Annotated in this window: 21 protein-coding genes and 1 tRNA gene; 9 read left to right on the top strand and 13 right to left on the bottom strand. The window is 63.5% G+C overall.

What is annotated here, in order from left to right; genetic code table 11:
- Nucleotides 1-118 precede the first annotated feature (118 nt).
- Nucleotides 119-208, bottom strand: a tRNA-Ser gene (locus tag B5V03_RS30345).
- Nucleotides 209-404: 196 nt separating this feature from the next.
- On the opposite strand from B5V03_RS30345, the gene B5V03_RS30350 reads away from it, so the two are divergent.
- Nucleotides 405-746, top strand: a complete 342-nt coding sequence (locus B5V03_RS30350) for a hypothetical protein (protein ID WP_129274061.1) — start codon at nt 405-407, stop codon at nt 744-746.
- 178 nt (nt 747-924) lie between these two features.
- On the opposite strand, the gene B5V03_RS30355 is transcribed toward B5V03_RS30350, so the two are convergent.
- The 3 genes from B5V03_RS30355 to B5V03_RS30365 form a co-directional block, all read right to left on the bottom strand.
- Nucleotides 925-2,388 (bottom strand): trehalose-6-phosphate synthase, encoded by a 1,464-nt coding sequence (locus B5V03_RS30355; protein ID WP_164988388.1) that lies wholly within the window; start codon nt 2,386-2,388, stop codon nt 925-927.
- A gap of 233 nt (nt 2,389-2,621) precedes the next feature.
- Entirely contained in the window at nt 2,622-3,443 is an 822-nt protein-coding gene (gene otsB, locus B5V03_RS30360) for a trehalose-phosphatase (protein WP_129274063.1), read from the bottom strand.
- 3 nt (nt 3,444-3,446) lie between these two features.
- Nucleotides 3,447-4,934, bottom strand: coding sequence for an MFS transporter (locus B5V03_RS30365; RefSeq protein WP_164988398.1), 1,488 nt, complete (start codon nt 4,932-4,934; stop codon nt 3,447-3,449).
- A 181-nt stretch (nt 4,935-5,115) separates the two neighbouring features.
- Between B5V03_RS30365 and B5V03_RS30370 the strand changes: the two genes are divergently transcribed.
- Complete coding sequence (locus B5V03_RS30370) at nt 5,116-5,490, top strand: DUF3175 domain-containing protein (protein WP_129274065.1); 375 nt, start codon at nt 5,116-5,118, stop codon at nt 5,488-5,490.
- 14 nt (nt 5,491-5,504) lie between these two features.
- Here the strand turns inward: B5V03_RS30370 and B5V03_RS30375 are convergent, their stop codons facing one another.
- Both B5V03_RS30375 and B5V03_RS30380 read right to left on the bottom strand, forming a co-directional pair.
- Complete coding sequence (locus tag B5V03_RS30375) at nt 5,505-7,538, bottom strand: methyl-accepting chemotaxis protein (protein WP_129274066.1); 2,034 nt, start codon at nt 7,536-7,538, stop codon at nt 5,505-5,507.
- 180 nt (nt 7,539-7,718) lie between these two features.
- The gene (locus tag B5V03_RS30380) at nt 7,719-9,758 is read right to left on the bottom strand and encodes a methyl-accepting chemotaxis protein (RefSeq protein WP_129274067.1); all 2,040 of its coding nucleotides are present in this window, start codon (nt 9,756-9,758) and stop codon (nt 7,719-7,721) included.
- Between the two features lie 359 nt (nt 9,759-10,117).
- Between B5V03_RS30380 and B5V03_RS30385 the strand changes: the two genes are divergently transcribed.
- From B5V03_RS30385 to B5V03_RS30400, 4 genes are all read left to right on the top strand, one after another.
- On the top strand, nt 10,118-10,603 hold the full coding sequence (locus B5V03_RS30385; protein WP_129274068.1) for a (2Fe-2S)-binding protein: 486 nt from the start codon (nt 10,118-10,120) through the stop codon (nt 10,601-10,603).
- An 84-nt stretch (nt 10,604-10,687) separates the two neighbouring features.
- Nucleotides 10,688-13,030 carry a xanthine dehydrogenase family protein molybdopterin-binding subunit gene (locus tag B5V03_RS30390; protein WP_129274069.1) on the top strand — a complete coding sequence of 781 codons (2,343 nt, stop codon included), beginning with the start codon at nt 10,688-10,690 and terminating at the stop codon, nt 13,028-13,030.
- Between the two features lie 13 nt (nt 13,031-13,043).
- The gene (locus B5V03_RS30395; RefSeq protein ID WP_129274070.1) at nt 13,044-13,844 is read left to right on the top strand and encodes an FAD binding domain-containing protein; all 801 of its coding nucleotides are present in this window, start codon (nt 13,044-13,046) and stop codon (nt 13,842-13,844) included.
- 198 nt (nt 13,845-14,042) lie between these two features.
- Nucleotides 14,043-15,155, top strand: a complete 1,113-nt coding sequence (locus B5V03_RS30400; protein ID WP_129274071.1) for a CaiB/BaiF CoA transferase family protein — start codon at nt 14,043-14,045, stop codon at nt 15,153-15,155.
- Between the two features lie 126 nt (nt 15,156-15,281).
- Here B5V03_RS30400 and hppD read toward each other — a convergent pair whose 3' ends face one another.
- Nucleotides 15,282-16,400, bottom strand: a complete 1,119-nt coding sequence (hppD, locus tag B5V03_RS30405) for a 4-hydroxyphenylpyruvate dioxygenase (protein ID WP_129274072.1) — start codon at nt 16,398-16,400, stop codon at nt 15,282-15,284.
- A 120-nt stretch (nt 16,401-16,520) separates the two neighbouring features.
- Here hppD and B5V03_RS30410 point away from each other — a divergent pair, with 120 nt between their 5' ends.
- Both B5V03_RS30410 and B5V03_RS30415 read left to right on the top strand, forming a co-directional pair.
- Entirely contained in the window at nt 16,521-17,000 is a 480-nt protein-coding gene (locus B5V03_RS30410) for an Lrp/AsnC family transcriptional regulator (protein ID WP_129274073.1), read from the top strand.
- A 72-nt stretch (nt 17,001-17,072) separates the two neighbouring features.
- Nucleotides 17,073-17,384: a DUF1272 domain-containing protein gene (locus B5V03_RS30415; RefSeq protein WP_129274074.1), complete on the top strand. Its 312-nt coding sequence runs from the start codon at nt 17,073-17,075 to the stop codon at nt 17,382-17,384.
- A gap of 119 nt (nt 17,385-17,503) precedes the next feature.
- Here the strand turns inward: B5V03_RS30415 and fahA are convergent, their stop codons facing one another.
- The 5 genes from fahA to B5V03_RS30440 form a co-directional block, all read right to left on the bottom strand.
- The gene (gene fahA / locus B5V03_RS30420; RefSeq protein ID WP_129274075.1) at nt 17,504-18,775 is read right to left on the bottom strand and encodes a fumarylacetoacetase; all 1,272 of its coding nucleotides are present in this window, start codon (nt 18,773-18,775) and stop codon (nt 17,504-17,506) included.
- A 209-nt stretch (nt 18,776-18,984) separates the two neighbouring features.
- A complete protein-coding gene (gene hmgA, locus B5V03_RS30425) occupies nt 18,985-20,331 on the bottom strand; it encodes a homogentisate 1,2-dioxygenase (protein WP_164988389.1) in 1,347 nt (448 codons plus the stop codon).
- 2 nt (nt 20,332-20,333) lie between these two features.
- The gene (locus B5V03_RS30430) at nt 20,334-21,290 is read right to left on the bottom strand and encodes an MBL fold metallo-hydrolase (protein ID WP_129274077.1); all 957 of its coding nucleotides are present in this window, start codon (nt 21,288-21,290) and stop codon (nt 20,334-20,336) included.
- A gap of 22 nt (nt 21,291-21,312) precedes the next feature.
- Entirely contained in the window at nt 21,313-21,537 is a 225-nt protein-coding gene (locus B5V03_RS30435) for a DUF2783 domain-containing protein (RefSeq protein ID WP_129274078.1), read from the bottom strand.
- Between the two features lie 8 nt (nt 21,538-21,545).
- A complete protein-coding gene (locus tag B5V03_RS30440) occupies nt 21,546-23,162 on the bottom strand; it encodes an FAD-dependent oxidoreductase (protein WP_129274079.1) in 1,617 nt (538 codons plus the stop codon).
- Nucleotides 23,163-23,272: 110 nt separating this feature from the next.
- Here B5V03_RS30440 and B5V03_RS30445 point away from each other — a divergent pair, with 110 nt between their 5' ends.
- Nucleotides 23,273-23,815 (top strand): MarR family winged helix-turn-helix transcriptional regulator, encoded by a 543-nt coding sequence (locus tag B5V03_RS30445; protein ID WP_129274080.1) that lies wholly within the window; start codon nt 23,273-23,275, stop codon nt 23,813-23,815.
- On the opposite strand, the gene B5V03_RS30450 is transcribed toward B5V03_RS30445, so the two are convergent.
- Nucleotides 23,816-24,625: an N-acyl homoserine lactonase family protein gene (locus B5V03_RS30450; protein ID WP_129274081.1), complete on the bottom strand. Its 810-nt coding sequence runs from the start codon at nt 24,623-24,625 to the stop codon at nt 23,816-23,818.
- Nucleotides 24,626-24,723 lie beyond the last annotated feature (98 nt).

Below are 24,723 nucleotides of genomic sequence, written 5' to 3' on the forward strand. Positions count from 1 at the left end.
CCGAATAGCGATTGATGAAGATGATTACCTCATCGCATGGAGGTCGTCCGACACGACTAACGAACCCAAACGCGCGAAATCGCACGAAATCGTAGTTTGGCGTACAAAATCGTAGAACTGGCGGAGAGAGTGGGATTCGAACCCACGGTACGGTTTCCCGCACACACGCTTTCCAAGCGTGCGCCTTAAGCCACTCGGCCATCTCTCCGGAGCGCCCTCTCTTGAAGGGGCGCCGATGATTTTGCAAGGGATCGCAGGGAAATCGGGTGAATTTTCCGTAAGACATTGTATTTAAATGGTAATATGCAGCGCTGATGAGCGCTTGGGAACCATCCGCGGGCTGAACCGGAAGCGGGTTTGGCGCGACGATTCACTCGAGACCACCAAACACGACTGGGCACGCCATGATGATCCGCAAGACAGTCGCTACACTTAGCCTGATTTCCGCCCTTGGCTCCGCCATTGCCGTGCCGGCTCACGCGCAGGTCTGCACCCGGCAAGGTGTCGACGTCAGTTGTGACGACGGCCGGCACGGGATGCTTTCGGGTGATGCCATCCTCTGGCCGGACGGAACGCGCTCGAGCTCGACGCCGCATCAGAGCGTGATCATCGGCAACAAGAGCTCGGTGCATATCGGGCCCGGCGTGTTCGTCGGCCAGGGCAAGGGCATGGTGCCGATGGATGATCCGAATGCGCCAAACAAGCGGCAATGCGCGATTCTGGATGGCGTATCGTATTGTTATTGAGGGCCTCGTTTTCACCTCGCCCCGCTTGCGGGGAAAGGTCGGATCGCACTTGCGATCCGGGGTGAGGGGGCACAGGTCCCTCGACAATCTCCCGTGTGGAGAGAGCCCCTCACCCCAACCCTCAGAGCGAGCGAAGCTCGCCTCGCCCCCGCAAGAACGGGGCGAGGGAGAAGAAAAGCTAAATCAACCTTACACCTGAGATCGCCGATTTCAGCCAGCGCAGCGCCTGCGGCGGCTGGGCTGCGAGCGGCGCGACCGCGGCCTTTTCGGTCCGGCACTTCTCCAGCTCGGCGACGAAATCGGCCGACCATTGCTGAATGGTGTGGCCGCGCAGCTTCTTCATCATCGCGTCCCAGCGCATCTTGCGCTCGGTGAGCGGCATCGCGGCCGCGACCGCGATCGCGCGGGCCATGCCGTCGATGTCGTGCGGATTGACCAGCAGCGCGGTGTCGAGTTCGTTGGCGGCGCCGGCGAATTTCGACAGCACCAGCACGCCGGGATCGGCCGGGTTTTGGGCTGCGACATATTCCTTGGCAACCAGGTTCATGCCGTCATGCAGCGGCGTCACCACGCCGATCTGCGCGGTGCGGTAGAGGCCCGCGAGCACGGCCTGGCTAAAACCCTTGTTGAGATAGCGGATCGGCGTCCAGTCCACCTCGCCATGGCGACCGTTGACGTCGGTGACGAGGCGCGCGACCTCGTTCTGGAGATTGCCATAGGCCTCGATCGCACCGCGCGAGGGGTTGGCGATCTGGAGCAGCGAGATGCTGCGCGCAAACTGCGGCTGCTCGGTCCAGAGCCGGTCGAACGCGCTGATGCGATTGACGAGGCCCTTGGAATAGTCGAGCCGGTCGACGCCGATCGCGAGCCGCTCGCCGTTGAGGCTGCGGCGCAGGCGCGACACATCAGGGTGCGACGCCGACTTGGCGGCGTAAGCTGCGAACTTTTCAGCGTCGATGCCGATGGGGAAGACTTCACAGCGCGTGCGGCCATGCTGCGAGAGCACCACGCCGTCGTCGATGGTGAGGTCGAGTTCGCTCCCGGCATAGGCGAGAAAATTCTGGCAATCTTCGTTCGTCTGGAAGCCGAGCAGATCATAGGCCAGCATCGCCATGATCAGCTCACGATGATTGGGCACGCCCTGCATCACCGCGGCAACCGGCCACGGCGTGTGCAGGAAGAAGCCGATGGGATCGTCGACGCCGAGATCGCGCAACTCCGCGCCGAGTGCGAGGAAATGATAATCCTGCACCCAGAATGCCGTCTTCTCTTTCCGGAAGCGCATCAAGGCGCGCGCCATGAAGGCGTTGACTTCGCGATAGCTGACATAATCGTCCCGCGAGACGCGGATCAGATCGCTGCGAGAGTGCAGCGCCGGCCACAGCGCCGAATTGGCAAAGCCTTCGTAATAGCCGCCGTAATGCGCCGCCGGCAGATCCAGCGTTGCAATCGCACCCGTTCCGAGCGCTTCGATCTCGGCAAACGGCTCCTTCTGATGGCCATCCCGCACGCGGCCTGAGGAACCCACCCAGATTGCGCCCGAATGCTCGACAACGGGAAGCAATGCCGCAGCCAAGCCGCCCGTCATGGGTTCGTTGGGTTTGCCGCGTGCGACGCGATTCGAAACGACGATCAAGTTCACAGGTCGTCCCCTCCTGTTCATTCCACCCTGTTTAACTGATGTTCATCAATATGGTTCCTGTCATCATTTCTACGAAATGAAACCAAAATCGGGCGTGCGCGTTGGAACTGGTTTCCTTGAGGGAACCCGACGATTTAATTGAGAAACCGAGTTTTGGCGGCTGTTTTGCTCAACACGAATTGCGCGTGCAGTGGAACACCGAACGCGCAATGTGGCTTCGGGGTGTCGACGCCTTATTCCAACCTTGTGTCGTCGAGCAGGCGCGCAAGGAACGCGCGCACATCTTTCGGCGCATCGAAATGACCGTTGACGCCGATGGCGCGGCGGCCAACCGAGAAAGAAAGCCCGTTCATGTCGGGCATGATCGCGAACACGGTTTCATCTGTGACGTCGTCACCGATGAAGATGGGACGGCGCCCCTTGAAGGGCTCATGCTTCATCAACTCGTGCACGCCGGTTGCCTTGGTGAAACCGGAATGCTTGATCTCGCAAACGAACTTGCCGGGCAAAATTTCGATCGGCGCATTGGGCAGATCGGCACGGATCAGCGATACTGCCTCGTAGATCGCCTTCTCCGCATGCGGCGCGAGACGATAATGCAGCGCCAGCGAATAGCCCTTGTCCTCGAGCAGAATACCCGGGCTGAGCTTGGCGATCGCAGCCAGCCGCCGCTTCAGCTCCTTGTCCAGCGGTGGCGCATGCACGTCGTCGGCCTCATTGTCCACCGACAGCCGCATCTCCGCACCGTGACCTGCGACCGCGCGAAACACGTCGGGCGCGAAGATCAGGTCGATGTCGTTGAGCGACCGGCCACTGACCATCGCCAGCGCGCCCGACGTGAGTTCGGTCAGCTTGTTGAGCGTTTCCGAGAGGCCCGGCGGCACCCACACCTCTCGCGGCGTCGGCATCAGGTCGAGCAGCGTGCCGTCGATATCGAGCAGGATCGCGGTCTCGCCCAGATGCGGCACGAGCGCATGTGGCACCGGCACCGCGTCGGGCGCTTCATCGTCGAGCATGGCGGGCTTCTGATCCAGTTCAGCAAGTTCGGATTTCATAGTCTACTCCATCGAAGCTAGCGGCCGCGCAATATCTTCCAGCGATTTTCGTTCGGCGGAGACGGCGTAGCGCCACGCCACGATCGCGGCCGCGATCATCAGGAAGGCCCCCAGCAAATAGCCGGCGAACACGCTGGTGCGTGACCCCGTATCGATCAGCACGCCGAACAGCGCGGGGCCCGCGACGCCGCCGATGCCGGTGCCGACCGCGTAGAATACCGCGATCGCCAGCGCACGGACTTCCAAAGGAAATGTCTCGCTGACGGTGAGATAGGCCGCGCTGGCCGCGGGCGAGGCAAAGAAGAAAATGACCATCCAGGCGATCGTCTGTCCCTGTGCGCTCAACGCGCCGATCGAGAACAGATAGCCCGACAGAGCCAGCAGCAGGCCCGACACGCCATAAGTGAGCGTGATCATGGTGCGGCGGCCGAGGGTATCAAACAGACGGCCGAGCAAGAGCGGGCCAAGGAAGTTTCCGGCCGCAAATGGCAGCAGGTACCAGCCGACATGATCGGCGCTGATGCCGTAGAAATCGGTCAGCACCAACGCGAACGTAAAGAAGATGGCGTTGTAGAAAAAAGCCTGGGCAATCATCAACACCAGCCCAACCATCGCGCGCTGGCGATAGGTGACGAACAAGGTGTGCACGACCTCCCTGATCGGCGTGTGATCGCGCATCTTCAGGCGCATCTTGGGGAAGCGGCCGTCGCTCGTATTCTGACCGTGTCCGATCACCGAGCGTTCGATCTCGTCGACAATCGCATGAGCTTGGTCAGGCCGGCCATGGATCATCAACCATCGCGGACTTTCCGGAATCCACATCCGCATCAACAGCACGACGAGACCGATGGCCGCGCCGATGAGATAAGCGAGGCGCCAGCCGAGATCTTGGCCGATCACAGCGGGGTCGAGCAGCACGATGGCCGCGACCGCGCCCATCGCGGCGCCGATCCAGAAGCTGCCGTTGATGACCAGATCAGTCCAGCCGCGATAGCGCGCCGGCACCAGCTCCTGGATGGTCGAGTTGATCGCGGTGTATTCGCCGCCGATGCCGGCGCCGGTGAGGAAGCGAAACAGCGCGTAGCTTGCAATATCCCATGACAGAGCAGTCGCAGCCGTCGCCGAGAGATAAAGCGCAAGCGTGATGAAGAACAGCTTCTTGCGGCCGATCCGGTCGGTGAGCCAGCCGAAGCCGAGCGCGCCGAGCACTGCGCCGGCGAGATAGGCGGAGTTGGCGACACCGAGATCGAGATTGGAGAACTGCAGTGTGGGACTTTGCTTCAGCGCGCCCGAGAGCGCGCCGGCCAGCGTCACTTCGAGCCCATCGAGAGTCCAGGTGATGCCGAGTGCGAGCACGACGCGGGTATGGAAACCGCTCCACGGCAACGCATCGAGCCGCGCGGGAATGCTGGTCTCGATGATGCGGTCGGTCGCGACCGCCGCAGAGACCGCAGGTCCATAATTCAGCGCTGGGCTTTGCTGCAATTCCATCGCGTTGTTGGGTCTGATCAATGGAAGCAGCCCCGGTTCACCTGATGGGGACGGGGTCGATCCGATCGTTGGGTGCGGCATTCCGCCTGCCACCTGCGACAACGTCTGCGACGGAGGCAAGTTCCCTCAGGAACGCCCCCTGGGGCCGGCCGTTTCCGACGGAGCCGCCAGGAGTTGACGCATGGCTCATGTCAGAAAGACGACACATTCACGGAAAGCGGGAACGCGGAGGACAGCACGCGGGAAAACCAGCACGAGCGCGCGCAAGAGCACGAAACGCGCGGCGCCAAAACGTTGGTCGCAGCGGGTGACGAAGGAAAGCGACGCGCTCGACCTCAAGCAAGGTGTGTTCAAGCTGACCAGCGCGAAGAGGATCGCGGCCTCGCTGAAACGCTCGGCCGAGCACAGCGCGCGTCGCAAGACCGGCGCCTATCGCTCGGCGCTGTCGATGCTGACCTTCTACATCAACCGCGTCGGCAAGACGCTGCCAAAGACAGAGCGCACGCGGCTGGAGCGGGCGAAGGTGGAATTGAAGCGGGCGTTCGGGCGGGAGTGACCCTCGCTCGAACCTTACGCCGCCCGGATATTCCCCATGAAGCGGTCGAGCTCGGCGCGCAGGCGGGTGCTTTCGCTGGAGAGCGACTTTGCCGAATTCAGCACCTCTTCCGAAGCCGATCCGGTCTCAGCGGCGCCACGGTTGACCTGACCGATATCGGTGGCCGCGGTCTGGGTGCCCTGCGCAACCGTCTGAACGCTGCGGGCGATTTCCTGCGTCGCCGCACCCTGTTGCTCGACGGCGCTCGCGATCGAGGTCGAGATCGACGAGATCTGGCCGATGGTGGCACCTATCTCCTTGATCGCGGCGACCGATTCAGCGGTAGCGCCCTGCATGCCCGTGATGTGCGAGGAAATTTCGTCCGTCGCTTTCGCAGTCTGGCTGGCTAGCGACTTCACTTCGCTGGCGACCACCGCAAAGCCGCGGCCGGCCTCGCCGGCGCGTGCTGCCTCAATGGTGGCGTTGAGCGCAAGCAGATTAGTCTGCTCGGCGATCGCGGTGATCAGCTTGACGACTTCGCCGATCTGCTGCGCGGCATGCGACAGTTTGCCGATCCGCGTATCGGTCTCCTTGGCCTGCACCACGGCGGCTTCGGCGATACGGCTGGAATCGCGAACCTGGCGGCCGATTTCTTCGACCGAAGCCGACAGCTCTTCCGTCGCGGTTGCGACCGATTGCATGTTGCTCGAGGCCTGCTCGGAGACACTGGCGACCTGGTTCGACAGGCTCTGCGTAGTCTCGGCGGTGCGGGTCAGCGTGGACGCCGCCGATTCGAGCTGAACAGCGGAGGACGAGACGTTGGAGACGATGGCGCCCACGGCGCCTTCAAAATCATCGGCAAAGCGAATCAGCTCGGAGCGGCGGCTTGCGGCCTGCTCCCGATTCTGGACTTCGCTGGCGGCGGCATCGCGCTCGGCCTTTGCGACGGCCTGAACCTTGAATTCCTCGACCGCGCCGGCCATCTCGCCGATCTCATCCCTGCGGCCGAGACCCGGCAGCACGACGTCGAAATTGCCCGACGCGAGCTCGCGCATCGCCTTGCACATCGCGATCATCGGACGCGAGATGCCGTTGCCGAGCATCAGGGCCAGCGCAGCGCCGATGGCAAGACCGCCCAGCGCCAGCATCAGCATCAGCCGCTCGGTCTCAATGATGGTGGCATTGGCGCTGGCTTCGATGCGCTGCTGATCGGCAGTCAAATCCGACCGCAGCTCGCCAGAGAGCTTAAGGATGCCCGTCGCCGTCTTGGTCATCTCGCCGTTCGACTTGACGATGATCTTCACGTTCTCGGTCAGCTTCGAGAACGAGGTGCGGTACTGCTTCAGCAGATTGCCGATCTCGGTGACGCGGTCGGTGATTTTCTGCTCGTTGGCATAGATCGAGACCAGCAGGGTCTCCAAAAACTTGATGCGGGCGATCACGCCATCCGCCGTCTTCGGCTCGGGCTTGGCGACGAAGGCGCTGACCGAGGTGGAGACCGCCAGATATTGCGAGGTGACGTCCTTGGCCGTGGTCTGGACCGAGTTCAGGCCGGCCAGCGCGGCAGTATCGGCAAGATCGTCGAATTTGAAGCGGATCTTGTTGCCGACGCTGTTGAGCTCGTCGGCGGCGATCTTGTTGTTCTCGCGCGTCAGCGTGATGATCTCGCTGAACACCTTCGTAAAGCGCTGGAACTCGGCCTCGAGCTTGCCGACCTGCTCGCGGCGCGCCGCGCCTGATGTGGCCGCCATGGACTTGGCGATCGCGCCCCTCAGATTCTCTTCGGCGGCCTTGGCCGCGGTCTCGTCATCGGCGGCCCCGGTTAGCGTATAGGCCCGCGCCAGCCCCTGATAGGAGATCAGCTCGCGATCGACCGTCCGCGCGAGATCCGCTTCCGCCACGCTGGCCCGGTAGGAGGCCACGGCGGCCTGGATCCGCTCGAAGCCGAAATAGGCGAAAGCCATGCTGACGGCGAGGATGGCCAGCACCGCCACGAAGCCGAGGATGATTTTTGCACGAAAACGCAAGGTGAGCAGCTTCGATGTGTTCGGCTTCGACTTGACGGGCATTCCCCACCCCATTCCATTCGCGGAAAACCAGGCGCAGCCCGAAAGCAGCCCGCTTCCCGACTCGCGAGCACGGTAACGGGCAAAGGATAAGCGCCGGTAAATTTGCCAAGCCGCAACTTGCGGTTAGGTGACGCGGGAACGGGCCGCCCGCCCACCGGGCGGCAGCTCTCGGTCCGGGACCTACGCCGCCCGGATATTCCCCATGAAGCGGTCGAGCTCGGCGCGGAGGCGGGTGCTTTCGGATGACAGCGTCCTGGCCGAATTCAGCACCTCTTCCGAGGCCGAGCCGGTCTCGGCGGCGCCGCGGTTGACCTGACCGATGTCGGTGGCGGCGGTCTGGGTGCCTTGGGCGACAGTCTGGACGCTGCGGGCAATCTCCTGCGTCGCCGCGCCCTGCTCTTCCACGGCGCTGGCGATTGAGGTCGAGATCGACGAGATCTGGCCGATGGTCGCGCCGATCTCCTTGATCGCGGCGACCGATTCGGCGGTGGCGCCCTGCATGCCCGCAATATGCGAGGAGATTTCGTCCGTCGCCTTCGCCGTCTGGCTCGCCAGCGACTTCACTTCGCTGGCGACCACCGCAAAGCCGCGGCCGGCCTCGCCGGCGCGCGCCGCCTCGATAGTGGCGTTCAGCGCCAGCAAATTGGTCTGCTCGGCGATCGCCGTGATGAGCTTGACGACTTCACCGATCTGCTGGGCCGCGTGCGAGAGCTTGCCGATACGCCCGTCGGTCTCCTTGGCCTGCACCACGGCGGCTTCGGCGATGCGGTTGGAATCGCGGACCTGGCGCCCGATCTCCTCGACCGAGGCCGAGAGCTCTTCGGTCGCGGTCGCGACCGACTGCATGTTGCTCGAGGCCTGCTCGGACACGCCCGCGACCTGGCTCGACAGCGTCTGCGTGATCTCGGCGGTGCGGGTCAGCGTGGACGCGGACGATTCCAGCTGCACGGCGGAAGCCGAGACATTCGACACGATGGCGCCGACGGCGCTTTCGAAATCATCGGCGAAACGAATCAGCTCGGAGCGGCGGGCCGCGCTTGCCTCCTTGTTCTGGGCTTCGCTGGCGGCGGCATCGCGCTCGGCCTTGGCGACGGCCTGGACCTTGAATTCCTCGACCGCGCCGGCCATCTCGCCGATCTCGTCCTTGCGGCCGAGACCCGGCAGCACGACGTCGAAATTGCCCGAGGCGAGCTCACGCATCGCCTTGCACATCGCAATCATCGGACGTGAGATTCCGGTGCCGAGCAGGAAGGCGAGGATCGCTCCTAACAGCGTGCCGCCAACGGCCAGCATCAGCACCAATTGCTCGGTCTTCCCGATGGTCGCTTCCGATTCGGAATCCAGCCGCTGCTGTTCGGCAACGAGATCCGCCTTCATGGCGGTCGCTCCTTGCAGGATCGCCCTCGCCGAGCCGCTCATCTCGGTGACGAGGTCATCGACCATCTTGGCGTTGGCGATCAGCTTCTCCAGCGATTCGCGATAGGCCGTCAGCAGCCCCTTGGCGTCCTTCAGCCCGGCGACGATCTTGTCGTCCATGGAATAGACGGCGCCGAGCGAGTTTTCGACGAATTTCAGCCGGGCCAGCGCGCTGGTGGCAATCGCCTGATCCGACGTCAGCACGAAATTGGTCGCAGCCGAGCTTGCGGTCTGGAACTGGGCATTGACCTGCTTGGTGCCGAACTCGATCGCCTGCGCCTCGGAATCGGAGGCGTTGTTGCCGATGTCATCGAGCTTGTACTTCAGCAGGTTGGCGTTGCGCGTAAGCTGGTTCTGCACCAGCAGCGCGCTGTCACGCTTGGCCTGGAGGACTTTTGCGAAGGTCGCGGCGAAGTTGGAGAACTCCTTGGCGAGCTTGTCGAGGCTCTCCTGCCGCGCCGGCTTCTTGGCACCCTTGATGGCCTGGTCGATGGCGCTCTTCAGGCTGGCTTCGGTATCCAGCGCCGCCTTGGCGTCGTCCTCCTTGCCGGTGACGACGAAATATTTGACGACTGAACGGTAGGCGAGCAGCTCGCGGTCGATGTTGCGGGCAAGGTCGGCCTCCGTAACGCTGGCGCGGTAGGACCCGACCCCGGACGAGACCCGCTCGAAGCCGAAATAGGAGAAGGCCATGCTGCCGGCGGAGATCACCAGCACGGCGGCGAAGCCCAGGATGATCTTGGCGCGGAACCGGAGGGTCGGAAATATTGTGCGCTTGGACGGCGACGCGGTACGCCCGGACATTCCCAACCCCCATTTATTCTATTCAGCCGTGGTCCAGAGGCGCCCCGCCTCCAAACCCGGATGCGCAAAACTAGGGCACAATGGATAAGGGGCGGTAAATTCGGCACGCTGGTGCAATCCAGACCTGTCCGAACATGGCTTCATCGGCCAAAGGCCGACCGATGAGATGACGGCTGGCATCCCACGCCCCCAGCCGGTCCGGACGGCAAGTCCCCCGACTTGCCCTCCCAAGTCATTGCGACCCCGGCGGGATCGATGACTTTTCCATGACCGCAGCAACCAAAATCCCAGTTGCCAAGTCCGGGGGCCGCGGTCTCTAATTAGAAACAATCAAAATCAATCCCCGGGAGGACTTCACCGTGTCTACAGTCAAACTGACAGTGAACGGCAAGGCCGTTGCTGTCGACGTCGAGGACCGCACGCTGCTGGTCCAGCTGCTGCGAGACCACCTCAACCTCACCGGAACCCATGTCGGCTGCGACACCAGCCAGTGTGGCGCTTGCGTCGTGCACATGGACGGCAAGGCGGTCAAATCCTGCACCATGCTGGCGGGACAGGCCGACGGCGCCAACATCACCACCATCGAGGGCATCGCCAAGGGCGACGAGCTGCACCCGATGCAGGCCGCGTTCCGCGACAATCACGGCCTGCAGTGCGGCTATTGCACACCGGGCATGATCATGTCGGCGATCGACATCGTGCACCGCCATGGTGGCCAGCTCGACGAAACCACGGTCCGCCAGGAGCTCGAAGGCAATATCTGCCGCTGCACCGGCTACCACAACATCGTCAAAGCCGTGTTGGATGCAGCCGGACGCATGAAGGTCTCGCAGGCGGCCGAGTAAAGCGGCGCGCCTCGAATAAAGAACCACCGCTGCTGCTTTCGAGGGAAAGCGCAGTCAAAACAATTCCGGTCGGGAGGACCAGCCATGGGTGTTGAAGGCATCGGCGCGCGCGTCGTGCGCAAGGAAGACAAGCGTTTCATTACCGGCAAGGGCCGCTACGTCGACGACATCAAATTGCTGGGCATGACCCATGCCCATTTCATCCGCAGCCCGCACGCGCACGCCAAGGTGAAGGGGATAGACTCCTCCGCCGCGCTGAAGATGCCGGGCGTGGTCGCGGTGCTCACGGGACAACAGATCGTCGACGACAAGGTCGGCAACCTCATCTGCGGCTGGGCCATCACGTCCAAGGACGGCAGCCCGATGAAGATGGGCGCATGGCCGGCGATGGCGCCCGAGACGGTGCGCTTCGTCGGTCAGGCCGTCGCGGTCGTCATCGCCGACAGCAAGAACCTCGCGCGCGACGCCGCCGAAGCCGTGGTCGTGGACTATGAAGAGCTGCCGGCCGTCGCTGACGTCCACGCCGCCATCAAGTCCGGCGCGCCGCAGCTTCACCCCGAAGCTCCCGGCAACCAGGTCTATGACTGGGTGATCGGCGACGAGGGCGCGACGGACGCCGCCTTCGCCAAGGCCGCCAATGTCGTGAAACTCGACGTCACCAACAATCGCCTCGCCCCGAACGCGATGGAGCCGCGCGCGGCGATCGCCGATTACGACGAGGCTGAGGAGCACTTCACTCTCTATACGACCTCGCAGAACCCGCACGTCGCCCGCCTGGTGCTGTCGGCGTTCTACAACATCGCCCCCGAGCACAAGCTGCGGGTGATCGCTCCCGACGTCGGCGGCGGCTTCGGCTCAAAGATCTTCATCTATCCCGAGGAGATGGTGGCGCTCTGGGCCTCGAAGAAGGTCGGCCGCCCGGTCAAATGGACCGGCGACCGCACCGAGGCGTTCCTGACCGATGCGCATGGCCGCGACCACGTCACCCATGCGGAGATGGCGTTCGACGCCAACAACAAGATCACCGGGTTGAAGGTGAAGACCTACGCCAATTTCGGCGCCTACATGTCGCTGTTCTCGTCATCAGTGCCGACCTATCTCTACGCGACGCTGCTGTCGGGCCAGTACAACATCCCGGCGATCCACGCCGAGGTGGTCGGCGTCTACACCAACACCACGCCGGTCGACGCCTATCGTGGCGCGGGCCGTCCCGAGGCGAGCTACCTGATCGAACGTCTGATGGAAACAGCCGCGCGGCAATTGAACGTCGATCCTGCCGCGCTGCGTCGGAGCAACTTCATCACCCAGTTCCCGCACCAGACGCCCGTGATCATGGCCTACGACACCGGCGACTTTAACGCCTCGCTCGACGCCGCGATGAAGGCGATCGACTATGCCGGCTTTGCCGGGCGCAAGGCTAAGGCAAAGACGGAAGGCAAGCTGCGCGGCATCGGCGTGTCCTGCTACATCGAGGCCTGCGGCATCGCGCCGTCCAAGGCTGTCGGCAGCCTGGGCGCCGGCGTCGGCTTGTGGGAATCCGCCGAAGTGCGCGTCAACCCGGTCGGCACCATCGAGATCTTGACGGGCTCGCACAGCCACGGCCAGGGCCACGAGACCACGTTCTGCCAGCTCGTCGCGGAGCGCCTCGGCGTTCCCATCAGCCAGGTCTCGATCGTCCATGGCGACACCGACAAGGTGCAGTTCGGCATGGGCACCTACGGCTCGCGCTCCGCGGCCGTAGGTCTCACCGCGATCCTGAAGGCGATGGAGAAGATGGAATCCAAGGCCAAGAAGATCGCGGCGCACGCCCTTGAAGCGTCGGAAGGCGACATCGTCATCGAGAACGGCGAGTTCAAGGTGGCCGGGACCGACAAGGCGATTGCGTTCCCGATGGTCGCGCTCGCGGCCTACACCGCGCACAATCTGCCTGAAGGGATGGAGCCGGGCCTGAAGGAAAGCGCCTTCTATGACCCCTCCAACTTCACCTTCCCGGCCGGCGCCTATATCTGCGAACTCGAGGTCGATCCGGGCACGGGCAAGACCTCCTTCGTCAACTTCGTCGCCGCCGACGATTTCGGCCGGCTGATCAATCCGATGATCGTGGAAGGCCAGGTTCATGGCGGCCTTGTGCAAGGCATCGGACAGGCGCTGCTCGAGCACGCCATCTACGACGCCAGCGGCCAGCCGGTCACGGCCTCGTTCATGGACTACGCCATGCCGCGCGCTGACGATGTGCCCTCGTTCAACCTCTCCCACACCACGACGCTGTGCCCGGGCAATCCGCTGGGCATCAAGGGTTGCGGTGAGGCCGGCGCGATCGGGGCGTCAGCGGCCGTGATCAACGCGATCACGGATGCGATCGGCAAGAACAATCTGGAAATGCCCGCTACCCCTGACCGGGTGTGGCGCACGATCCACGCGGCTTGAGGGAGGAACGAAGATGTACCAGACCACTTATCATCGCGCTTCCTCGGTCGACGAAGCCGTCAGCCTGTTCGCAAAAGGCACTGAGTCCAAATTCCTTGCCGGCGGCCAGACGTTGCTGCCGGTCATGAAGCAGCGGCTCGCGAGCCCCTCTGATGTGATCGACCTCGGCAAGATCAAGGAGCTTCAGGGCGTCGAGCTCTCGGGCGACGTGCTGACCATCAAGGCAGGCACGACCTATTTCGACATCATGCAGAATGCCGATGTGAAGAAGGCGATCCCCGCGATTGCCCATCTCACCTCGGTCCTTGGTGACCCCGCCGTGCGCTATCGCGGCACGATCGGCGGCTCCATCGCCAACAACGATCCCGCTGCGGATTATCCCGCCGCGCTGCTCGCGCTCGGCGCCACCGTGAAGACCAACAAGCGGTCGATCGCGGCGGAGGATTTCTTCCAGGGCCTGTTCACGACCGCGCTGGAAGACGGCGAGATCATCACCGCGGTGTCGTTCCCGGTTCCGGAAAAGGCCGGATACGAGAAGATGCGGCATCCGGCCTCGCGCTTCGCGCTCACCGGCGTGTTCGTCGCAAAGACGAAGTCGGGCGAAGTCCGGGTGGCCGCGACCGGCGCTTCGCAGAGCGGCGTGATGCGGGTGCCTGCGATCGAAGCCGCGCTGAAGGCGAACTGGTCGCCGTCGGCGATCGACAGCGTGACGATTTCGGCGAGCAACCTGCTGGCCGACATCCATGGCACGGCGGAGTACCGCGCCAACCTTGTCAAGGTGATGGCGCAGCGCGCGGTGGCTGCGGCGGGCTGATAGCGCCTCGACGCAAATTTTCCGCGGCGCGCACTTCGGTGCGCGCCGTTTTATTTCGGCTATGCGGCATGAAAAGCGCTTGTCTCGCTGGCGTGAACGCGGGAAAAGTTAATCAGCCAATTAACTCGCCCCAAAGAGCAACGTCAGAGGCGGTCGCCGCATCACCGGCATCCGCCCGCGACCCGAGGAAACAACAACGTGCTCGATAAATCAGCCCCCTCCGCGTCCGTCCGCACCTCCGGCCCGCTCTCGGGCTTCCGCATCGTCGAATTCGCCGGCATCGGACCCGGCCCGTTCGCCTGCATGATGCTGGCCGACATGGGCGCCGACGTCGTCACGCTCGACCGCGTCGGCGCCAAGAAGAGCATGAAGTCGGTGGCGGGCCGCGGCCGCAAGGTGATCGAGCTCGACCTCAAGGACAAGGCGGCGATCTCAGAGGTGCTCGACTTGCTTGCGAGCGCCGATGCATTGGTCGAAGGTTTTCGTCCCGGCGTGATGGAGCGGCTCGGGCTCGGCCCCGATGTCGTCCTCGCCCGCAATCCAAAGCTCGTCTACGGCCGCATGACCGGCTGGGGCCAGGAAGGCCCGCTCGCTAATGCCGCCGGCCACGACATCAACTACATCTCCATCACCGGCGCGCTCGCCGCGATCGGACCTAAGGAAGCGCCGGTGCCGCCGCTCAATCTGGTCGGCGATTTCGGCGGCGGCGCGCTGTATATGGTCGTCGGCGTGCTCGCAGCGCTGCTTGAGGCGCAAAAGTCCGGCAGGGGCCAGGTGGTCGACACCGCAATGTGCGACGGTGCGGCATCGCTGATGTCGTTCTTCTTCGACATGAAAACGATCGGCCGCTGGACTGAAGGCCGCAACCGCAATTTCCTGGATGGCGGCGCCCACTTCTATGGCGTCTATGAATGCGCCTGCGGCAATTTCGTTTCGATCGGCTCGATCGAGCCGCAGTTCTACGCGCTGCTGCGCGAGCACGCCGGCCTCATCGACCCCGATTTCGACGCGCAGATGGACCCCAAGGCCTGGCCCGCGCTGAAAGAGAAGCTGAAGGCGGTGTTCAAGAGCAAGACGCGCGAGGACTGGTGCAAGATCATGGAAGGCACCGACATCTGCTTCGCGCCGGTGCTGACCATGTCGGAAGCGACCGAGCATCCGCACATGGTCGCGCGCGAGGTCTTCATCGAGCGCCACGGCGTGAAACAGCCCGCGCCGGCGCCAAGATTCTCGCGGACACCGTCGGCGGTGCGCGAGCCGGAAGGGGCCGAGATTGCGGCGGTGACGGCTGCGTGGAAGGCGGGGAAGTAACCACGGCGCACGTTGCCGTAGGGTAGGCAAAGGCCCGCAGCGCCGTGCCCACCATCTCTCCACAAATCCGATAAAGGTGGTGGGCACGCTTCGCTTTGCCCACCCTACGGCAGCTCGGCTGACGGCCTACGCCGCGTCCTCCACCTTCAGCACCCCACGCCGGATCTGATCCTCCTCGATCGACTCGAACAGGGCCTTGAAATTACCCTCGCCAAAGCCGTCGTCGCCCTTGCGCTGGATGAACTCGAAGAAGATCGGCCCGATCGCGTTGGCCGAGAAGATCTGGAGCAACACCTTGGTCTGGCCGCCGTCGACCACGCCCTCGCCGTCGATCAGGATGCCGTTCTTCTGAAGACGTGCGACGTCCTCGCCGTGCTTTGGCAGCCGCGCATCGACCTTCTCGAAATAGGTGTTTGGCGGTGACGGCATGAAGGGCAGGCCGGCCTCGCGCAGGCCTTCGATCGTGCCGTGGATCTCGCGGCAGCCGCAGGCGATGTGCTGGATGCCCTCGCCGCGATAGATCTTCAGATATTCCTCGATCTGGCCGGAATCGCCGGCGTCCTCGTTGATCGGAATCCGGATCTTGCCGTCGGGGCTGGTCAGCGCGCGCGAGAACAGGCCCGAGGCGCGGCCCTCGATGTCGAAGAAGCGGATCTGGCGGAAGTTGAAGAGCTTTTCGTAGAAGCCCGTCCACACATCCATGCGGCCGCGATGAACATTGTGGGTGAGATGGTCGAGATAAAACAGGCCGGCACCGACCGGCCGCGGATCGCGCGCATCCAGCCATTCGAACTCGGCATCATAGGCCGAGCCCTTAGCACCATAGCGATCGACAAAATAAAGCAAACTGCCGCCGATGCCCTTGATGGCGGGGACATCGAGCGTCTTCTGCGCCGATGACACATCCGCAGGCTCCGCACCGAGCGAAATCGCGCGGTCATAAGCCGCCTTCGCATCGACCACGCGAAACGCCATCGACGGCGCGCAGGGGCCGTGTGCGGCGACGAAGTCGAAACCGTGGGTGCCGGGCTCCTCATTGACCAGATAGTTGATGTCGCCCTGGCGATAGACCGTGATTGTCTTGGTCCTGTGGCGCGCGACAGGCGCATAGCCCATCAGCTTGAACAGGGCATGCAGCTCTTCCGGATTGGGGTGCGCATATTCGACGAACTCGAACCCGTCGGTGCCCATCGGATTGTCGGCAGTGATCGTGGCCGGCGGTGCATCGTGCGGAAACGGACCCATGGTGCTCTCCAATTGCTGCCTGGAAGGAACTATCCTTCATGAGACGCGCAAGGAGCGTGCAAACGACACGCGCTTTAGCTATAATATGCACGATTTGTGCACGAAACGGGCAAATGACGCATGATTCCGGTAGACACCTTCGACCTCAAGATCCTGAGCGCGCTCCAGGATGACGGCCGCTTGACGAACCAGGAGCTCGCCGACCTCGCAGGTCTCTCGGCCTCGCAATGCTCGCGCCGGCGGATGCGGCTGGAGGAGGAGAAGGTGATCGCCGGCTACCACGCCGATCTCTCCAGCGAGGCGCTCGGCTTCGGTGTGATCGCCTTCATCCAGGTCGGGCTTGCGACCCACTCGCCCGACAATTCAAAACGCTTCCGCACGCTGGTCAACCGGATCGACGAGATCCAGGAGGCCTATTCGCTGACGGGCGATGCCGACTACGTGCTGAAGGCCGTGCTGCGCGACCTCAAGGGCCTCTCCAACCTCGTCAACGACGTGCTGATGCCGCACCAGAGCGTGGCGCATGTGCGCTCCTCGATCGTGCTCGACAGGTTGAAGGAAAGTTCAAAGCTGCCGCTGAAGGATTTGAAGGCTGGCTGAAATCGAGGGAACTACGCCATTCGCGCCGCAGGCGCGATCTGCGATGATCCGCCCAATCCGGGAGACTCATTCATGGCCCTCCAGCTCCGACCGAACTGCGAATATTGCGACCGCGACCTGCCGCCAAGCGCAACAGATGCGCGGATCTGCTCGTATGAGTGCACGTTCTGTGCGGAGTGCGTGGAGACAAAGCTTTCCAACGTCTGCCCGAACTGCGGCGGCGGCTTTGCTCCGCGCCCGATCAGGCCGACGCAGGAATGGCGACCGGGTGTGTGCACGACCAGGCAGGCGCCGTCGGACAAGCGGGTGCATTTGAAGTACAGCCACGAGGACGTCGCGGCGCATTGCGCGCGGGTCAAGGACTTGGCGCCGGAGAAGCGGTAGCTCTCTCCCCGTCATTGCGAGCGCAGCGAAGCAATCCAGACTGCCGCCGCAGTGACGGTCTGGATTGCTTCGTCGCAAGAGCTCCTCGCAATGACGGAGAATGTGGAGAAGACGCGGGCCTACTCCGCCGCCAAAATCGTTCCCTCGACCTCGCCGAATCCAACGCGATAGCCGTTGCCCTGACACCAGCCGCGCATGACGAGGCTGTCGCCGTCCTCAAGGAACGTGCGCTTGGTGCCGCCGGGCAGTTCGACCGGCTCGGTGCCGTTCCAGCTGATCTCCAACAGGCTGCCGCGCTGGTTCTTCTCCGGGCCGGAGATGGTGCCGCTGCCAAGGAGATCGCCGACATTCATCGCGCAACCGCTCGAGGCGTGGTGCATCAGCTGCTGCACTGAGGACCAGTACATGTACTTGAAATTGGTGCGGCTGATGTTCGCGGGCGCGTTGGCGCCGGCGGCGCGCAAGGCGACATCGAGCTCCAGATCGTAGTTCTGCGGCTTGTCCTGCCTGAGATAGTCGAGCGGCACCGGCTCCTGCTCCAGTCCCTTCAGGCGGAACGGCTCCAGCGCCTCGCGCGTCACCACCCACGGGCTGATCGAGGTCGCGAACGCCTTGGCAAGGAACGGACCCAACGGCACATATTCCCATTGCTGGATATCGCGCGCGCTCCAGTCGTTGAGCAGCACAAAGCCGAAGATCATCTCCTCGGCCTGTTGCTCGGTCAGCATGCCGCCCATGGCTGAGGGCTGGCCGACAACGACGCCCATCTCCAGCTCGAAATCGAGCCGCTTGCACGGGCCAAAGCTCGGCACGTCCACATTCGGCGGCTTCAGCTGACCGCGCGGCCGCTTCACCTTGGTGCCGCTCACGACAACAGTGGAGGCGCGGCCGTTATAGCCGATCGGCATATGCAACCAGTTCGGCTGCAGCGCATTGTCCTTGCCGCGAAACATCACGCCGACATTGGTGGCGTGCTCTTTCGAGGAATAGAAGTCGGTGTAGCCGGAGACGGCGAACGGCAGATGCAGTTTTGCATCGTGCATCGGCACCAGGGCCTGCTGGCGCAGTTCCTCGTTGTCGCGCAGCTCCGGATGATCGTGCCGCAGCAGCTCGCTGATTCGTGCCCGCGTCTTCGCCCAGACCTTTGGCCCCAGCGCCATGAAGGGATTAAGCGAGCCCCCGGCGAATACGCCGAGCGGCCCGACGTCGAGGCGCGAATCCTGCTCAAGCTCCCAGAGATCGAGCACATAATTGCCGATCGCAACACCAACGCGTGACGTCGGATTGGCCGCGGTCGAGAACACGCCGTAGGGCAGGTTCTGGATCGGGAAGTCGGAGGCGGGATCGACCTCGATGAAGGAGCGGAGGCTGGGGTCATTGGGGTGGGGCATTGGTTTCCCGTGGCGCAGCGGTGACGGTGTCACCCTCCCCTGGAGGGGGAGGGTCGGCTCAAATTGAGCGCAGCGAAATATGAGACGGGGTGGGGTGATCTCTCAACACGGGCAGTGTTCCTTGCGGAGAGACCGTCACCCCACCCCGCTACGCATTTCGCTTCGCTGCATGCGTAGCGACCCTCCCCCTCCAGGGAGGGTAAGAGAGACTACGGCTTGTTGGGATCGAACCGTTTCTCCAGGCCCTTCCAGCAATCCGCGTAGTCGTCCTGAAGCGTCGACGCATTCGCGGCGTGCGCTGTCACGCGCTGCGGGTAGCGGGTCTCGAACATGAAGGCCATGGTCCCCGTCAGCTTCACCGGCTTCAACTCGCCATTGCTGGCGTGCTCGAAGGCGTCGCGGTCGGGGCCGTGCGGCAGCATGCAATTGTGCAGGCTGATGCCGCCCGGGACAAAGCCTTGCGGCTTGGCGTCGTAGACGCCGTAGATCAGGCCCATGAACTCGCTCATGATGTTCATGTGATACCAGGGCGGACGGAACGTATTGTCGGCCACCATCCAGCGCTCGGGAAAGATCACGAAGTCGATATTCGCCGTGCCCGCGGTCTCCGACGGCGAGGTCAGCACCGTGAAGATCGAGGGATCGGGATGATCGAAGCCGATCGCACCCACCGGCGAGAACGTGCGCAGATCGTATTTGTAGGGCGCGTAATTGCCGTGCCAGGCGACGACGTCGATCGGCGAATGCGGCAGTGTCGTCTTGAACAGAGCGCCGCCCCATTTCACAAACAGCTCGGTCGGCGTGTCCTTGTCCTCGTAATGCGCAACCGGCGTGAGGAAGTCGCGTGCGTTCGCAAGGCAATTGGCGCCGATCGGGCCACGCTCCGGCAGCGTGAAGGCGCCGCCGTAGTTCTCGCAGAGATAACCGCGCGCCGGCCCGTTCGGGATCTCCACGCGAAACTTGACGCCGCGCGGGATCACCACGATCTCGCCGGGCTCGGCGTCGATGCGTCCGAACTCGGTCACGAGGCGCAAGACGCCCTGCTGGAGCACGAACATCAGCTCGCCGTCGGCATTATAAAAGTGCTGGTCCACCATCGACTTGGTGATGAGGTAGATATGCGCAGCCATGCCGGCCTGCGTGTTGACGTCGCCGGCCGTCGTCATGGTCTGTACGCCCTGCAGGAAGGTCGTGTCCTCCTTCGGGATCGGCGCCGGGTCCCAGCGCAATTGCGCGATCGGCAGATCATATTCATGACACGGCGCCGACCGCCACAAGCCGCCATCGGCCTTCTCGAAACGGCCGGAATGCTTCACCGAGGGGCGGATGCGATAGAGCCAGGAGCGCTCGTTGGTGCCCCGCGGCGCGGTGAAGGGCGAGCCCGAGAGCTGCTCGGCATAGAGCCCGTAGGCGCAGCGTTGCGGCGAGTTGCGCCCGATCGGCAGCGCGCCCGGCAGTGCCTCGGTCTCAAAACTATTGCCGAAGCCGGACATGTAGCCCGGCGTCACCTGGGCCGAGCTGCGGATGATCTGATCAGGCGAGGTATTGATGTTCATAACTATCCTCCTCCTTGCAAGTTCGCCCACATTTCCTGGTCGCGCTTGTCAGTCCAGATCACGGGATCGTCGATACCGGACGCCTCGTCATAGGCGCGCGACACGTTGAACGGCAGGCAATGCTCGTAGATGGCGAAGCTGGAAAATTTCGGATCCATCACTTCGCGCGTCGCGGCCATCGATTCCTTCAGCGTGCGGCCCTTGGCGACCGAGATTTCGGCTGCGCCATAGAGCGAGGTGACGAAGTCGCGCGTCATCGCGATCGCTTCGCGCACCGTGCTGACGCCCTTCAGCGCATCGCCGCGACCCGGCGCGATCGCCTTGGGATTGAAGTTGCGGATCTCGTTCAGCGTCAGCGGCCATTCGCGCAAATGCGCATCACCGCAATAGCAGGCCGAGTGATATTCGATGAGATCGCCGGAGAACATGACTTCGGCATCCGGCACCCAGGCTACGATGTCGCCCGAAGTGTGGCCGGCGCCAAGCTGCATCAGACGCACCTCACGCTTGCCGAGATAGATCGACATCTCGCCTTCGAAAGTGAGCGTCGGCCACGTCAGGCCGGGGATGCTCTCGGCATCCTGGAACAGGCGCGGGAAGCGGCCATATTCGGAATCCCAATCCTGCTGGCCGCGCTCCTCGATCAACCGATAGGTCTCCTGCGAGGCCACAATACCCTGTGCCTTGTAGGCTGAGGCGCCGAGCACGCGCACCGCGTGATAATGCGACAGCACGACATATTTGATCGGCTTGTCGGTGACGGTGCGGACACGCTCTATCACCTTGTTGGCCATCGCCGGCGTCGACTGCGCGTCGAACACCAGGCAGCCGTCGTCGCCGACGATGATCGCGGTGTTGGGATCGCCCTCGGCGGTGAAGGCGTAGAGATCGGTACCGATCTCGGAGAAGGTGATTGTCTTCTCGGAGAGATCGCCGGTGGACGCGAAGTTCTTCGCCATCAATTCATCCTCAAGTCTTGGGTTATTGTTGTTGCTGTTGTTGCTGCTGGCCGTCGATCATGCGGCGTTTCGCCAGCACGAGCGCGTCCCGCAGCACGTCGATGTCGCCGATATGGTTGGCGAGGATCAGGACCAGCGCCGCATCGAAATCGGCGCTCTGCTCCTCCGTGAGGCCACGATGCGCCTCGACGATGGCGCGAAAGGCGTCATCGGGCCGCGCGAAGTTGGAACTGGTGGAGAGCGGCATACGAAACCTCAATTCAAACCTTGAGCCCGCGATAGCGCGACGGCGATCGCGTCGCGCGTCGGGTGGCGGAAGCGCGCCGCGACATAGCCATCGGGCCTGAGCAGATAGGCCGCACCCGGCTCGGCGTCGTAGCGTTTCGTGACGAGGCCCGAGGGATCGGCAAGTCCGCCCTCGCCGCCGATGCAGATGCCCTTCACGCCATCGGGCGCGTCGATTGCGGCGCCATTGCTGAACGATAGCAAGGTGAAGTCCGTTCCACCCTTGCGGAAGGCATCCGTTAGATAGACCTGCTGGCCAAGGGGCGCATCGAGCATGGAACAGCCGGGCCGCGGGCCAGCGTCCCACGCATCAGCATCGGGTGACGATAGCGGCGAATCATAGCTGCACGGCACCGACAGCCGGCCGCCATTGACCATGCGCTTGCCGAACTCCGTTTCCTTGGCCAGCGACAGCACGGCCTTGCGCAGCCGCGCTTCCTGGTGCGAATTCGGCGCCATGAAATCGGTCGAGCGGGTGGACTCGCGGATGTTCTCATCGGCCGCAAGGCTCCGCTCAACGTGATAGCTTTCGAGCAGGCTCGCGGGCGAGGTGCCGCGCAGCACGCGATCGAGCTTCCAGGAAAGATTTTCCGCGTCCTCGAGTCCCGAGTTCGCACCGCGCGCGCCGAAGGGTGAGACCTGATGCGCGGAATCGCCCGCAAAAATCACGCGACCGTGGAGGAAGCGGTCCATCCGGCGACACTGGAATTTGTAGAGCGAAATCCATTCAAACTCGAACTTGTCGTGCCCGAGCATGCGCGCGATCCGCGGCCGCACGTTCTCGGGCTTCTTTTCGACCGTGGGATCGGCGTAGCGGTTGAGTTGGAGATCGATGCGCCAGACGCCGTCGGGCTGCCTGTGCAAGAGCGCCGAGCGTCCCGCATGAAACGGCGGATCGAACCAGAACCAGCGTTCGGTCGGGAATTCCGCGGTCATCTTGACGTCGGCGATCAGGAACTGGTCTTCGAACACCTGGCCAGCGAAGTCGGCGCCAACCATCTGCCGCAGCGAGGAGCGGGCGCCATCGCAGGCGACGACATATTGCGCGTGCAGGCGATAGGCGCCCTCGGGCGTTTCGATCGTCAGCGCGACGGAATCGTTGCGTTGCTCGAGCGCCGTCACCTTGTTGCGCCAGCGCAGGTCAATCGCAGGCAGATCGCTGATGCGATCGACCAGATAAGCCTCGGCGTAATATTGCTGAAGGTTGATGAAGGCCGGCCGCTTGTGGCCGTCCTCCGGCAGCAGATTGAACTGATAGAGCTGCGACTCGCCATGAAAGATGCGGCCGACGCTCCACACCACGCCCTTCTCGACCATGCGGTCGGCGACGCCGAGCCGGTCCCAATATTCCAGCGACCGTTTTGAGAAGCAGATCGCGCGCGAGCCTTCGCCGATGCGGTCGGCATCATCCAGCAGGACGACGCGCTGACCGCGCTGGGCCAGATCAATCGCCAGCGACAGTCCGACCGGGCCCGCGCCGACGACTACGACCGGGTGCTCGGCCGGGCTTTGGCCGGGGCGGTCCTGATCGGGGTGGCGGCGATAGCCGAACTGGGATTTGGCCTGATACGTATTGGCCTGCGCCATGCACTAACCTCGGCTCTGGTCAGGAGCGGACTGATCTGCTAGATAGTCTCACGTGCAACTATTTTGGACCGGCGCCGGCCGGCCGTCAACTGGAATTCGGAGCGCAAGCCTTGGCGAGAACATCCAGCGATCCGGCGCTGAAGCGACGAGAGATGGACGGGGCCTCGCCGCAACCGAAGGCGCGGCTCGATCTGTTCAGGTTCCTGCCGTTCCGCCTCAACCGGCTCGCGGCGGAGGTGAGCTCCGCGCTCGCGGTCGAATATCAGGAACGTCACGGCCTCGACATTCCGGCCTGGCGCGTGATCGCGACGCTCGGCTTCCGCAACGATGCCTGCAGCGCGCAGTACATCTCGCAATGCACCCGCACGCACAAATCCACCATCAGCCGCGCGGTGACCACGCTGTTGCATGAACAACTGATCGAGCGGGTCGAGAACGAAGCCGACCGCCGCGAATTCCGTCTGCAACTGACGAAGAAAGGCCGCGCACTTTACGAGGAGCTGTTCCCGCAATTGCTGCGGCGGGAAGACGAGATCCTCGCCTGCCTCTCCGCGCAGGAGCGCAAGCAGCTATCCGCGCTGCTCGGCAAGATCGAGCAGAGTCTCGATTTGATCCAGACCAGCGAAGAGGCCGACGCCAAGCAGGCGTATTGATCACTTCGCAAACGACCGCGACGGCGGCAGATGTAGGGCCCAGGCATCGACCTTGTCGCTGGCGCGCGGATAGATTTCGGTCACGATCGGATCGTGGCCGGGAATGAACCTGTCAGGATGGCCGGCGAGGCGCTCGATCGTCTCCCAGCCGACCGCCATGTCGCCGACATTGTAGACGATCGGAAACGGGCTCCGGCGCTGCAGATTGGCGTAGTAATGCGCGGCATCGGACGCCAGCACCACCGGCCCGCGCGCGGTCTCGACCTTGACCACCTGCAGGCCATCGGAATGGCCCCCGACGCGGTGCACGGTCACTCCGGGCGCGATCTCGCCGTCGCCCGAATAGAAATTGACGCGCTCACCATAGACATGGCGCACCATCTGCGTGACGTGTTCGACCGAGAACGGATGTCGCAGCAGTCCGTTGCACATGCAGCGGCCCGTCGCGTAGGCCATCTCGCGCTCCTGGAGATGGAAGCGCGCATTCGGGAAGCGATCGAGATTGCCGGCGTGGTCGTAATGCAGATGCGTCACGATAATGTCGCGAATGCTCGATGCCGCGACGCCAAAGCGCTCCAGCGCATCGACCGGATCAAGCGTCAGCTTGCGCGCCCGCGCGCTCGCCTCCTCGGCATTGAAGCCGGTATCGACCAGGATCTCCCGGCCGCCACCACGGATCAGCCAGACGAAATAGTCGAGGTCCTGCGCCGCGCTGTCATGCGGATCGGGCGGCGACAGGAAGTTCATGGCGGGTGTGCGCGGCGACATCGTCGCATAGCGCAGGGCGTAGATTTCGTAGGCGTTTCCCATGGCTCTTGCTTTTTCTATGTTGGATCTTGCGGGACGATCGCGCGCACCAAGCCATTGTCCGCCGGAAAGGTCAAACGCCGCGCGCTGCGACAGAAGCA

Origin of the sequence: Bradyrhizobium betae, assembly GCF_004123905.1 — a bacterium.
Lineage (GTDB): Bacteria > Pseudomonadota > Alphaproteobacteria > Rhizobiales > Xanthobacteraceae > Bradyrhizobium > Bradyrhizobium betae_A.